The following is an 11,724-nucleotide window of genomic DNA, read 5'->3' on the forward strand; positions in this document are numbered from 1 at the left end:
AGCAACGCCCCCGAATCGGGTTCCGGGGGCGTTGCGTCTCGTGGGGCAGGCTAGTTGCCTTCCTTCTTTAGCGCGTCGATGCGCTGCGCCAGCTCGTCCAGCACCTTGAGGGCGGCGTCACGCTTGGCGATCGCCTCCTCCTTCGATGCGGCGTAGAACGGCCGGGTGCGACCGGCGTCGTCCACCAGGCCGCCGACCTCGTGCTTGAGCCGGGCGAAGGTACGGGTGACGCTCGAACGGTCGAAGCTCTCGGGACTGCTGCAGGTTCGGTTGACTCGTTCGTTTAGGCCGCGAGTGCGACCTGTGGGTTGATGATCGTCTCGTACTCGATCGGGGTCAACTTCCCCAGACCGCGCTGGCGTCGCTTCCGGTGGTAGGTCGCCTCGATCCAGGTGATGATCGCGAGTCGGAGCTCGTCCCGGGTCGCCCATCGTTTTCGGTTGAGGACGTTCTTCTGCAGCAAGGCGAAGAACGATTCCATCGCCGCGTTGTCCGCGCATGCCCCGACCCGCCCCATCGATCCGAGCAGCCCGGCGTCCTGGATTGCCCGGACGAAGCGCTTGGAACGGAACTGGCTGCCGCGGTCCGAGTGCACGACTGTCCCGGCCGGGCTCCGTCGCTGCACCGCCATCTGCAGAGCCGCGACGGCGAGGGAGGACTGCATCCGGTCACCGATCGAGTACCCCATAATCCGCCGCGAGCAGGCGTCTTTCACCGCGCAGAGGTAGAGCTTGCCCTCGCCGGTCGGGTGCTCGGTGATGTCCGTCAGCCACAGTCGGTCCAGGTCCGACGCCGTGAACGCCCTCCGGACCCGGTCGTCATGCACCGGTGGTCCGGCCTTGCGGTGCAGGCCGCGCTTCTTCGCAGCAGCGACCAGAGCCGCTGCTGCGAGCACAACCGCCACACGCGTCGCTCCGAGACCCGGTGGCCGGCTGCGGCGAGGTCGTCGGCAATGAACCGGTACCCAAACGTCGGGTCGTCACGGTGCGCGTCGACGGCCGCGTTGGTCAGGTGCGCATCCGCCCAATCACGCTCGGTCACCGCGCTCGCGCGCCATCGATAGGACGCCTGCTTCGAGAACCCCAGCACCCGGCAGGCCACCGCGACGGGAATCCGATCTGCGGCGAGTTCGAGGACCAGCGGGTAGATCATTTTGGGAGTTGCGACTGGGCGAAGTACGCCGCTGCCCGGCGGAGGATATCGTTCTCCTGCTCGAGCAGCCGAATCCGCTTCTGCGCTTCTCGCAGCTCGGCCTGCTCGACCGCCTTCGCCGACGCAGACGCTGCCGATCCGTTGCCGTCGTCGCGGTCCGCCAGCCGGAGCCACCGCGCCAGACAGGTCTCTGAGATCCCGAAGTCCTTCGCGACCTGCCGCACCGACGTCTCGCCCTTGCGGGCGACCGCGATCACGTCACGGCGGAACTCTTCCGGATACGCCTTCACCATGGCGCACATCCTTCCAGCAGGAGCCCATGCCCCTACCTGTCAGGAGTCAACCGAACCGACAGCAGTCCCCATTCGATGACGCTTGGTCCCCCCTCGCCAGATCATCCTCACCCCCCGCCCCTCACACGACCAGCCCGGCGCGAAGCGCCGGACCCCGAAGATCCAGACCGGGCGCGAGCAGCGCGAGCGGCCCGCCGGGCCGTCCTGATGTCAGACCCCGTCCTCAGGCTCGCAGGATGACCCTGCCGCGTCTCTCCCACACGACCCGCGCCGTCGCTGACGCTGTCTCTCACTACCGCCAGCTGCGAGGGCTGACCCTCGAGGACCTCTCCGATGCCCTCGCCGAGGTGGATCACCGGATCAGCGCCGACGACCTCCGCTGGATCGAGCAGGGCAGGACCGTGATCACCGTCGACGACCTCGTCGCCGTCGCCGTCGTCCTCGAGATCTCGCCCGTCGTGCTGCTGGCCCACATCCCGATCGAGCATCCCGGCGAGGCCCCGCTCGCGACCGGCGTTCCCGGGGACGTCGACCAGTCCGAGCTGCGTGCCTGGATGACGGGCAGGACAGCCCTCGACCCCCAGTCACGGCTGTCCTGGGCGCTGGAGCGCGTCCAGTCCCTTCTGATCGCCAGCGCACATCACGAGGAGCAGCTGCAGGGCGCGTACGCCGAGCGGCGCGAGCTCGGCGTCCTCATGGTCCAGGAGGCCGACGCTGTGCCCGTGCAGCGTCTCCTGGACCGCATCCACGACGGTGAGCGTGCGGTCCGGGACGCCGAGCTGGCGCTGACGTACGCCGAGCACCGGCTCGAGGCGCTGCAGGGCGTTGAGCGCTGAGGCGAGCCCCGGCGGCGTCGCGCCGCTACGGGCTGAGCGGGGCGGCGGTCTGTAGCGTTCAAGCATGTCCTCGCACCCGCGCCTGCCCGTCGTGCTCGAGGCGGCGAACTCCCTCGCCGCGGGTCTCGTCAATCCGACGCTGCTCGTGACCCTTCACCGCGACATCGACGACCTCGAGGGCCTCGATGGGCGCAGGCTCGGCCGATCAGCCAAGCAGTACGCGCTCCGTTGGGCCGTGTTCGCCATGGCCTACGCGGCCCTCGAGTCGTTCTTCAACGACGTCCTCCGCGACCCGACGAGCCCGAGGACGCTACCGCTGAATCCGGACAAGCTCCGCAGCGCAGGTGACAAGCACGGCGTGAAGCTCTTCACCAACGACTGGGGCGTGCGCACGCGCGTCCTCGGCACCTCCGGCGGCAACAGATCGAGGTGGGCCCTGTACTCCGGCAAGCAGCAGCTGGTCGCCTATCTCGCAGACATGAAGCAGCTCCGTGATCTGCTGACGCACGGATCGGATCCCACCAAGGTGTCGAACGTGTCCGGTGCGCTCTGGCCGCTGGCGAACGGAGGCAGCTCGATGCGCCTCATGGGCGCTGAGGGATTCATCCAGGCGGCCGGTGATCTCGCTGCTCAGACCGTGCTCGCCTTCGGGGGTGAGGTCGGTGACGTACCGATCTGGCCCGAACCGGCACGTTCGGGCCTATCGGCAGAGCCGCGCCCAGCGCTTAAGCTCCTCGGTTCATAGACCCCGGCGGTTCCCGGCATCGCCTGAACGCGCACTTCGCTTGCGTCCCGCGCTCGAATGTCGGAAGCCGGTGCCAGGATGACCTCGAACCGGGAAGTCCTGGCCAATCTGGACTTGGAGGGCACCATGGCGCAGCGCGCATTCATCAGCTTCGACTACGACAACGACGCCAGGCTCAAGGACCTTCTCGTCGGTCAGTCGAAGAGCCCCGACTCTCCCTTCACGATCGCCGACTGGTCGATCAAGGAGCCCTCGGCGGACTGGAAGGACAAGGCGCGCCGGCGTATCCGCGCCAGCGGGCTCGTGATCGTGCTGTGCGGCAGGAACATGCGCACCGCGACCGGCGTGGCCGTCGAACTGTCCATCGCGCAGGAAGAGGGCATCCCGTACTTCCTCCTCGCCGGCTACACCAGCGGCTCAACCAGGCCCACGACGGCGAAGGCGAGCGACAAGCTCTACAAGTGGACCTGGGATAACCTCAAGGCACTGGTCGGCGGCGCGAGGTGACGACCGAGACCGCCCCCGACGCGCGGGTGATGGAGGCGTACAAGGTCGCCGTCGAGATGGCCGACAGGGTTTCGGCCCGCCGCGCCGTCGCGAATGCGTTCTTCCTCACCGTGAACACGACCCTCGTGGCCGTCGTCGGCCTGCGCGACACAGCGGCGAGCTCCGCGCTGCTGACAGTCTCCGTCTGCATCGCCGGCATCGCCGTCGCAGCGTGCTGGTGGTTCCTGCTCCAGAACTACCGCCGGCTCAACGAGGCGAAGTTCGCAGTCATCAACAAGATCGAGGCCGAGTATCTCCCGGTGAAGGTCTTCTCGGACGAGTGGGCGGTGCTCGGCGGGCCAGACGCGCCCAAGGGGCGGCTCGCCAGGATCAAAGCCGGATTCAAGCAGCTCGGCACCGTCGAGAAGGTCGTGCCCGTGGTCTTCGCGCTGTTGTACGTCATGCTCCTGATCGGGAGACTGGTCGCATGACGACGTACCTCAAGCGCGACGCCGACCTGATCAGGGCCTGCCTCCCAGACGGTGTCGAGGAACCGGACGGATCGGAGCCGCTGTTCCTCATGTATGCCGTGCTTCTGCGCGCCAAGGGGGTCGACACCACGGCGTCGGACGTCCACGACGCCTGGTCGGCGTGGATGATCGGGGTCGATCCGGATCACGAGTCGATCCGGCCGTTCTCAGAGCTCGACGCCGAGACGCGCGGTGAGGATGGCCCATTCCTCGTGGCCATCCGGCGCGCGGCCCAGAAGCGCGACTAGACGTCTACTAACCGCGCCGACGTGGTGGAGGGGAGATCTGCGCTCTAGCATCTGGTCGGCGACGAGACGGCACGACCGCGCAGTGTTTGACCTGTGCTGGTGGAACGCGTATCCTCGAAGTAACACGGCAGGCCCGCTTCTCTAGATGAGACGCGGGTCTGTTCTCTTTCTACCCCCGGGTGCCGGGGACGCCAGGACGATGCGCACGTGACGACCCCCGACAGCACTTACGCGAAGCCGTTCCTCACGGTCCCCGAACAGATCCGCCGGCTGCGCGAGCGCGGCATGGACTGCGGCGACGACGCTTACGCGGCCGACGTCCTGGAGCGCTACGGCTACTACCGGCTGTCGGGCTACTGGCACCTCTACCGCGACCGCCCCGCGCCTCCCGCTCCCCGGTTCGACGAGGAAGGCCGCGAGATCCGCCTGGACACGTTCGTGCCCGGGACCGGCCTCGCGCATGTTGTGTCCCTGTACGAGTTCGACCACGAGCTCCGCATGCGCCTCAGCGACGTCCTCAGCACCATCGAGACGACCTTCCGCTTCTTCATCGGCCACCGGCTCGGCAGGGTCGACGCGTTCGCCCACCGGCACCCCTGGGCGCTCGGCGCGACGAGACAGGAAGATCCCAACGCGCTAGCTCGTGTATGGAACAAAATCACCGGCCGAACCGCGAGCACTCGTGTTGTGCCGACCAATGCCTACCGCGATTGGCTCGAGGAATACGACCGGCACGAGAAGCGCGCCCGCGGCGACTTCGTCGTGCACTTCCGCCAGCAGTACGGCCCTCACCTGCCCATCTGGGTCGCGACAGAAGTGATGTCCTTCGGAGTGCTGAGCAGCCTCTACGACCTGATGCTGCAGTCGGACCAGGAGATCCTCGCCGCACGGTTCCAGGTCCGCACCGCCGACGGCCGCGGAGACCGCGGTGCCCTGGGCAACTGGCTGAACGACCTTAGAAACGTGCGGAACATCTGCGCCCACTACGGTCGGCTGTGGAACCGCGCGTTCGACGTGACCATCGACGCGCCGGGGCAGGCTCGAAAGGACGCTGATGACCTGCTCGCGCCGCTCGCGGACAACGGGACGAACAACAGGCTCTACGGCGTGCTGCTCGTCTTGCGCCACCTCCTGCTGAGCATAGCGCCGGAGAAGGGCGACGTCGTGGGCCTGGCCGACTTCATCGAAGAGAAGTCCCGCACCGTCGGCTTCGGACTGGAGCAGCTCGGATTCCCGGACGGCTGGCGGAGCAGTCCGATCTGGGACCGGGCCTTCGCGTTGGACCGCTCGCCGATGGCGGCCGCGAGCCTGCTCGACCGAGCCGAGTGCATGACCGCCGCCGAGACCCGTGCGTCGCTGACGGGGGCGGAAGTGATCGACGAGAAGCGGACTCGTACCTCGGCGCAGGCAGCGCGGGCGAAGAAGGCCGCCCAGCGCAGCCTGCTGCGGACCTACCTCAAGCACGACGTCGTGATCGAGGTCGAACTCGGAGGGACGAAATTCTACCCGGCCTTCCAGTTCCGCGACGGGAAGATCGTCGACGCGCTTGCCGAGATCAACCAGGCGCTCGCCCGGTCCTGCGGAGGCTCGGACCCGACCGACGTCGCCAGGGCGATCCTGGACTGGTGGCAGACGCCGCATCCGGACCTGCCGCAGGACGTGGACGGCTCGGACCGATCGCCCCTCGACCTGCTGGACTCGGTCACCGAGGAGGAATTCGCCGTGGCGATCGACGAGGCGGACGCCATGCGCAGCTTCGTCGTGCCTCACGACTTTGAGCAGGGCAAGGCGGGCGAGTCATCCTCCGTATCGGAGCGCCGGGGCACGAAGAACGCATCCGCGAGCTGACTCGGTTTGAGATTGAGGAGGGCCTTGGTGGAGGTCACGGACAGCCGTACGGCGACCGCGAGGCCACCGGCGACGGACTCGCGCCCAAGTGCGTGACCGACACATGCAGATGGCAGGCTTCAGACGTTCGCTATCCGCGGCGACGTGGTGGAGTTCCGCTTCAACAACTGATCGCCCGGGATCGTTACTCGGCGACCTCGTGCATGTTCTGTGCCTGCCAGCCCTCGGGCACGGTGCTCCGGTACGCGGCCAGGGCGGCGTCGTAGTTCGCCCCCGTCGCCTCGTGTGGCCGGAGCGCGGTCGAGCGGGCGATCGCCTTCACGGTGGACTCGCCCGTCGCCTTGCTCGTCACGGTGTTGACCTGGAGCAGCTGGAACCCGTCGAGGTCGAGCGCCGCGATCGCAGCCTCTCGTGCATCGCCGATGGTGCCGCCGCTGCCCTCGGCCTCGCGGGTCTCGGTCGAACGCAGGGTGCCTCGCAGTGTCGTCACCCCTCCAGTATGGATCGGTCGGACCCCCGTTCTGGACGGTGCGGGGCGTCGCCGGGCTCGGCCAGGATGAGCGCATGACGAACACGCAGGCGGGTTGGTACGACGACGGGTCCGGCACCATGCGGTGGTGGGACGGCACAGCGTGGACGGAGCAGGTGCAGCCCCCGGCCGCACCCGCACCGGGGATCGGCGGGGTGATCGGACGCATCCAGGCCGAGGCCTCCGTCGGCGGGCAGGCGCGCCCGGCTCCGGCGGGGATGAGCTACGTCGTGCTGCAGGTCGTGCTCAAGGAGAAGTTCTTCGGCACCGGTTCGGGCAACCTCACCGAGCTCGAGCGTTCGATCAACGCGCAGGCGGCGCTCGGGTACCGACTGCACACGATCACGACGTCGTCCTCGGGCAGCACCGGGTTCGGCGGGGGAGACCGCATCCAGGCGACGATGGTGTTCGAGAAGCTGGTCTGAGGAGTGGCCGCGCACGAACACGTCGGTGTGTACGGCGCATGGTTGCAGGACGGTCGGCTGGTGACGGTCGAGAAGTCCCGCGGGCCGTACACCAGGTGGCTCGACCTCCCCGGCGGTTCGCCCGAATCGGGGGAGAGCGAGCTCGAGACGCTCCGCCGTGAGTTGATGGAGGAGTGCGGGGTCACGGTCGCCGCGGTGCTCGCCTGGTTCGACTTCGACGTCCACGTCGACCGCGCGAGTGACGGCACGCCGATCGAGTTCCGGCACCGGGGCCGGATCGCCCTCGTTTCGGTGGATGGCCCGGTCACGCAGGTCGAGGGTGTCGAGGACGTCGCACGGGTCGTGCTCCTGGCGCCTGGCGAACCCCGTCCGGTGACGCCGACGGTGTCGTTGGCGTGGCGCTCGCTCTCTCAGCAGCGCTAGGTTGACGCTGACCGCCGAACAGCCAGGAGCCGCCATGTCGTACGTCGTCGACTTCGTGAACGTGTCCACCGTCGGGCTGGAGTCGTCGCCCGTGGCGGAGGCACTCGCCGGACTCCGGGCGAACGAGGCCAGGTACTTCGGGAACAAGTACGACCTGGAGTTCACGACGGAACCCGCTGCCGATGTGCCGGACCTCGTCGAGTACGTCGCACGGGTGCTCCGCGAGCGCGACATCGAGATCGCGTCGACGCCGTTGGAAGCGACCGAGTTCGAGGTAGAGGGCGTCCGGTGGACGTACGTCTTCTACGAGTCCGGGCTGTCGATCAACGTCCTCTACACGCTCGAGCCGGGCGGGAAGCGCGCGGTCGGCTTCAAGCTGTCCGACGGCATGGAGGTGCCGGAGGAACTTGCGGAGAAGTTCAAGTTCGTGCGGCAGCGGTCGAAGCTCGCGGGCACGATTCGAGGCTCGTACTTCGTGGTCAAGGGCGAGTACTGATCGCGGAGGCCGAAGCTCAGTCGAGGACCGCGAGGATGACGCCGGGAATGCGGTGCTCGATCACGTCCCAGACGATGTCCTTCTTCGCCTTCCGGTAGTCGTGCGACAGGATGTTCCGGGTCCGGCGGACCGCTGCGAGCGATAGCCCCTCGGGCAGCCGAGCAGCTCGGTCGCCGGGAAGCCTGCCGACGAGGTCGTCGAAGTGGATCACCACAGCCTCTGCCGCTCGGTACGTCAGGCTGCGCGGAGCGTCGAAAGCGGGTCGGCCGTGTTCGACGATGTCGGAGCACTCGGCGAGAAGGTCGAGGAAGGCTTCTCGCAGCGCTGACCAGCGCTCGTGTCGTTGCTCGGGTTCGGATCGAGGAGCAGGGCGGAACCGATCGATCACAGCGGCACGGCTTCGGTCAGGACGTGTGCGAAGTGCGGGTCCTCGTCGATGTCGTCCGTCAACAGGTCTACGTCGAAGCCGGTCATCTCTTCGACGGCGTGGGCGAATCCGCCGAGGTCGAACAGTGACGCCTCGGGCGTGAGCCCGACGAGGAGGTCGATGTCGCTGGCCGGAGTGTCGTGACCGCGGACTGCCGAGCCGAAGACGCGGATGTTGACGAGGTGGTGCTCGGCAGCCACGGCGATGATCTCGTCTGCGTACACGCTGAGCGGGATGCTCGGCCTGGTCTGAGCGGCGCGGAGGATGCGTTCGAGCGATTCTGCGCGGGGTTGCTGCCGCCCGCTCTCGTACGCGGAGATCGTCGGCTGCTGCATGCCCGCTGCAGCAGCGAGCGCTGTTTGCGACATCCCGACGTCGCGGCGGGCTGACCGGATCAGCTCGGCCGCTCGCTCAGTGCGCATGTGCCCGTCCCATAGCGAGGGACTATACCGTCACAGTCCGCCAGACGGCCGGGGGACGGTCCTAGCGACCGCTCCAGCGCACCCACGCCTGCACCTGCGCCCGAGCCCCTTCGAGGGACGAGTGGGCACCGCGGATCGAGCGGTCTGGCGATGAGACGACGTACTGGCGCGCGCGAGTGACCTCGCACAGCGGGTCAGTGCCGAACGACACCTTCCAGTGGTCCTCGGCGTCCCTGACCCACTCAAGACGGTTCGGCATGTCGACTCCCTGATCCTCCGCGTCCGTTCCGCGGTCGTGACACGGACAGTAGACCCGAACCCCGTGAGGTCGGGGTACGTCGTGGCCTCGATGCGCGGACCTCCGCGGCCGCTGGCTCCGGACCCCGTACCGTCGAGGCCAGTCGCAGGGAGGGGAGCAGTGAAGTACATCAGCTACGAGAACGTCGACATCATGACCGGGGACCTCATCGCCGACGCGGTGCTCGACTACGCCGCCGTCCTCGGCGCCAACGCTCGGACGGACACCATCGCGGTCCCGTCCGTCGGGCTGGACGGCTCACTGGTCGCGACGTCGATGCTCATCGGACCGGCCTCGGAGTTCGTCGTGGTCCCGGCTCCGGACGACGTGCTCGAGCCGGAGGACCCGGCGTTCATCCGCCGCCTGCGTGACGCAGCCGGCCGGGCCGGTGATGCGCGACCCCTCGACGCGGACGGTCGCCCTCGGTTCGTCGGCGCGGACGGACCTGGCGACCACTGATCCCGAACACGACGAAGCGCGCCGCCGGCGGACCGGAGACGCGCTTCAGTGGGACTCGATCAGGCGGCGAGCAGGAGCTCGCCGGCCGCGACCTCGTGCGCCTGCAGGAGGGTGCGGCTGGCCTCGCCTCGCCAGGAACGGCCGGGGATGGTCCAGCCGGCCTCGCCGCGCACCTCGATGCGGGCGCCGGCGGTGACGAACACCCCGAGCTCTGCGGCGTCGATCCGGACGAGGTACTCCCGGCCGGTCCAGACGTCGCGGACGGGGAACTCGGCGATGTTGTCAGGGGTCGTGACGGGTGCCGCGAGCGCGGTCCCGATGATCGTGAGTCGGTCGTTGCCGACGGTCGTGTTCGTGTTCATGGTGCTGGTCTTCCTCAGTCGTTCGGCGCCGTCGCGTCGTCCGCGGGTCAGTCCGTGACTTCGTGGTCCCGGTCGTCCGCGGTGGCCGCTGGCGCGCACGTCGTGTATCGACGTGCGACTCGTCCGTCTGGACGAGGGTGGTCTCGGGGGAATGCGATCCCGGTTGGATCGGTGTCGAGACGGTCGGTGTGCGCGAGTCAGATGGGTTCGCTGCAGTGCACCAACCAGACATTATACGGGCCACCCCGCGGGAAGTCCAGGGTCAGCCCAGGAAGGCGTCCCAGCGCTCGCCGCCGGCGCGGACGCTGCCGGAGCGATCGAGTCGCCCGGCCGGGGTCGTGGGCTTCCGGTCGGCCTGCTCGTGGATCAGCCCGTCGAACGCCGTCGAGAAGTCGAGGCGAGGGAGTGCCGCGGTGACCGAGCGCAGGACGACGTCGGGGACGCGATCGAAGCCCACGCCGGAGACGTCGAGCGAGGTCGCGACCTCGAGCAGGTGTCCCTCGACGTCGACGTCGGGATCGACCGCGGTCCACATGTGGCGCTCGATGACCTCGCTGACGCGTCCGGCCCGGGCGGCGTCCCACCCGGCCCCGAGCGCGAAGACCGAGCCCACCGCTCCGCCCGCGTCCTCGAACGGGACGGCATGGGCGTCGAACGTCGGGGTGACGCCGAGGTCGTGCAGCATCGCCGACACGAACAGCAGTTCGCGGTCCGGCTCGAGTCCGTCGGACTCGGCGATGACGGAGGCCCACGCCCAGGAGCGCAGGCAGTGGTTGACGAGCGCCGGTGTCGACCAGGTCCGGACGACGTCCAGTGCTCGGGCCGCGATCGCGGTCGGCGGGCGCAGCAGGGCATCGACGTCGGTGGTCACGGCATGACGCTAGCGCAGGCGGTGACGCTGCGGGATGACGGACGGGAGGCACGGTGCGGGCCCGCACCGTGCCTCCCGTCCGTCAGGTGGTTCAGTTCAGGGCCGGGGTGTCCTCCGGCACGACGCCGCCGCCGTACAGGTCGGTCGCGAGGTCGCGCAGTGCGCGGAGCGCGACGCGCTGCGTCAGCGGGCCGTACGAGATGCGGGCGACGCCGAGCGCCTCGTACTCGGCCGCGGGCAGGGCGCCCGGCAGGCCGATGACGGAGAGCTTGCCGCGTCCGAGGCCGTCCACGAGGCGCTCGACGACGTCGCGCTGGATCGCTCCGGGTACGAAGACGAGCGGGGCGCCGGCGTCGAGGAAGGCCCGGCCACGGGCGATGGCGTCCTCGATGCTCTCGTCGATCGGGCGGTCGCCGCCGCGAGCGATCGCGTCCGTGCGGGCGTTCAGCTGGAAGTCGATGCCCTCGGCCTCCACGGCCTTGGTGATCGCCGCGACCCGGGCGACGGCCTCGTCGAAGGGGCGCAGGCGGTCCTCGACGTTCGCACCGACGATGCCGGCGCCGATCGCGCGGCGGATCGTCTCGGCCGGGTCCTCGTAGCCGTCGTCGAGGTCCGCGGTGACGGGCAGATCGGTGGCGGCGGCGACGGTGGCCGCTCCGGCGAGGGCGAGGTCGAGGGGCATCCCGCCGTCGTCGTAGCCGTGGCTCGCGGCGATCGAGTGCCCGGCGGTCGCGATCGCCCGCGTCTCCGGCAGGTCGCTCACCACCTTCGCGCTGATCGCGTCCCACACGTTCACGACGCGGAGGATCTTGGGGGCTTCGTGCAACTGCTGCAGGGTGGACGCCTTGTCGGCGGTGCTCGTGCTCATGCTGCC

At 68.8% G+C, this 11,724-nt stretch carries 17 protein-coding genes and 1 pseudogene; 10 read left to right on the forward strand and 8 right to left on the reverse strand.

Going from position 1 to position 11,724, the window contains the following annotated elements; translation table 11 throughout:
- Positions 1-50 precede the first annotated feature (50 nt).
- Positions 51-185 carry a hypothetical protein gene (locus ABC270_RS06000; RefSeq protein WP_412879952.1) on the reverse strand — a complete coding sequence of 45 codons (135 nt, stop codon included), beginning with the start codon at positions 183-185 and terminating at the stop codon, positions 51-53.
- Positions 186-283: 98 nt separating this feature from the next.
- Positions 284-1,445: pseudogene (locus ABC270_RS06005) on the reverse strand (IS3 family transposase).
- A gap of 236 nt (positions 1,446-1,681) precedes the next feature.
- Here ABC270_RS06005 and ABC270_RS06010 point away from each other — a divergent pair.
- From ABC270_RS06010 to ABC270_RS06035, 6 genes are all read left to right on the forward strand, one after another.
- The gene (locus ABC270_RS06010; RefSeq protein WP_412879953.1) at positions 1,682-2,281 is read left to right on the forward strand and encodes a helix-turn-helix domain-containing protein; all 600 of its coding nucleotides are present in this window, start codon (positions 1,682-1,684) and stop codon (positions 2,279-2,281) included.
- A 64-nt stretch (positions 2,282-2,345) separates the two neighbouring features.
- Positions 2,346-3,026, forward strand: a complete 681-nt coding sequence (locus tag ABC270_RS06015; RefSeq protein WP_412879954.1) for a hypothetical protein — start codon at positions 2,346-2,348, stop codon at positions 3,024-3,026.
- A gap of 78 nt (positions 3,027-3,104) precedes the next feature.
- Positions 3,105-3,533 (forward strand): TIR domain-containing protein, encoded by a 429-nt coding sequence (locus ABC270_RS06020; protein WP_412879955.1) that lies wholly within the window; start codon positions 3,105-3,107, stop codon positions 3,531-3,533.
- A 29-nt stretch (positions 3,534-3,562) separates the two neighbouring features.
- On the forward strand, positions 3,563-4,003 hold the full coding sequence (locus ABC270_RS06025; RefSeq protein ID WP_412879956.1) for a RipA family octameric membrane protein: 441 nt from the start codon (positions 3,563-3,565) through the stop codon (positions 4,001-4,003).
- A complete protein-coding gene (locus ABC270_RS06030; RefSeq protein ID WP_412879957.1) occupies positions 4,000-4,290 on the forward strand; it encodes a DUF7701 domain-containing protein in 291 nt (96 codons plus the stop codon). Before ABC270_RS06025 ends, ABC270_RS06030 begins: the two co-directional genes overlap by 4 nt.
- A gap of 207 nt (positions 4,291-4,497) precedes the next feature.
- Entirely contained in the window at positions 4,498-6,138 is a 1,641-nt protein-coding gene (locus ABC270_RS06035) for an Abi family protein (protein ID WP_412879958.1), read from the forward strand.
- A gap of 184 nt (positions 6,139-6,322) precedes the next feature.
- Here ABC270_RS06035 and ABC270_RS06040 read toward each other — a convergent pair whose 3' ends face one another.
- Positions 6,323-6,628, reverse strand: coding sequence for a hypothetical protein (locus tag ABC270_RS06040; protein ID WP_412879959.1), 306 nt, complete (start codon positions 6,626-6,628; stop codon positions 6,323-6,325).
- Positions 6,629-6,702: 74 nt separating this feature from the next.
- On the opposite strand from ABC270_RS06040, the gene ABC270_RS06045 reads away from it, so the two are divergent.
- The 3 genes from ABC270_RS06045 to ABC270_RS06055 are packed head-to-tail and all read left to right on the forward strand — an operon-like array spanning position 6,703 to position 8,011.
- Positions 6,703-7,092, forward strand: coding sequence for a DUF2510 domain-containing protein (locus ABC270_RS06045; protein WP_412879960.1), 390 nt, complete (start codon positions 6,703-6,705; stop codon positions 7,090-7,092).
- 27 nt (positions 7,093-7,119) lie between these two features.
- On the forward strand, positions 7,120-7,515 hold the full coding sequence (locus ABC270_RS06050) for an NUDIX domain-containing protein (protein WP_412882045.1): 396 nt from the start codon (positions 7,120-7,122) through the stop codon (positions 7,513-7,515).
- 34 nt (positions 7,516-7,549) lie between these two features.
- Complete coding sequence (locus ABC270_RS06055) at positions 7,550-8,011, forward strand: phage tail protein (protein WP_412879961.1); 462 nt, start codon at positions 7,550-7,552, stop codon at positions 8,009-8,011.
- Positions 8,012-8,027: 16 nt separating this feature from the next.
- Here ABC270_RS06055 and ABC270_RS06060 read toward each other — a convergent pair whose 3' ends face one another.
- Both ABC270_RS06060 and ABC270_RS06065 read right to left on the reverse strand, forming a co-directional pair.
- The gene (locus ABC270_RS06060) at positions 8,028-8,222 is read right to left on the reverse strand and encodes a HepT-like ribonuclease domain-containing protein (RefSeq protein WP_412879962.1); all 195 of its coding nucleotides are present in this window, start codon (positions 8,220-8,222) and stop codon (positions 8,028-8,030) included.
- Between the two features lie 173 nt (positions 8,223-8,395).
- Positions 8,396-8,860, reverse strand: coding sequence for a helix-turn-helix domain-containing protein (locus tag ABC270_RS06065; RefSeq protein WP_412879963.1), 465 nt, complete (start codon positions 8,858-8,860; stop codon positions 8,396-8,398).
- Positions 8,861-9,278: 418 nt separating this feature from the next.
- Between ABC270_RS06065 and ABC270_RS06070 the strand changes: the two genes are divergently transcribed.
- Positions 9,279-9,617, forward strand: a complete 339-nt coding sequence (locus ABC270_RS06070; protein ID WP_412879964.1) for an SRPBCC family protein — start codon at positions 9,279-9,281, stop codon at positions 9,615-9,617.
- A gap of 59 nt (positions 9,618-9,676) precedes the next feature.
- Here ABC270_RS06070 and ABC270_RS06075 read toward each other — a convergent pair whose 3' ends face one another.
- From ABC270_RS06075 to ABC270_RS06085, 3 genes are all read right to left on the reverse strand, one after another.
- Positions 9,677-9,979 (reverse strand): hypothetical protein, encoded by a 303-nt coding sequence (locus ABC270_RS06075; protein WP_412879965.1) that lies wholly within the window; start codon positions 9,977-9,979, stop codon positions 9,677-9,679.
- A gap of 262 nt (positions 9,980-10,241) precedes the next feature.
- On the reverse strand, positions 10,242-10,850 hold the full coding sequence (locus ABC270_RS06080; protein WP_412879966.1) for an HD domain-containing protein: 609 nt from the start codon (positions 10,848-10,850) through the stop codon (positions 10,242-10,244).
- A gap of 91 nt (positions 10,851-10,941) precedes the next feature.
- Complete coding sequence (locus ABC270_RS06085; protein WP_412879967.1) at positions 10,942-11,718, reverse strand: isocitrate lyase/PEP mutase family protein; 777 nt, start codon at positions 11,716-11,718, stop codon at positions 10,942-10,944.
- Between the last annotated feature and the right edge of the window lie 6 nt (positions 11,719-11,724).

This window comes from Curtobacterium phoenicis (genome assembly GCF_047238015.1).
GTDB lineage: Bacteria > Actinomycetota > Actinomycetes > Actinomycetales > Microbacteriaceae > Curtobacterium.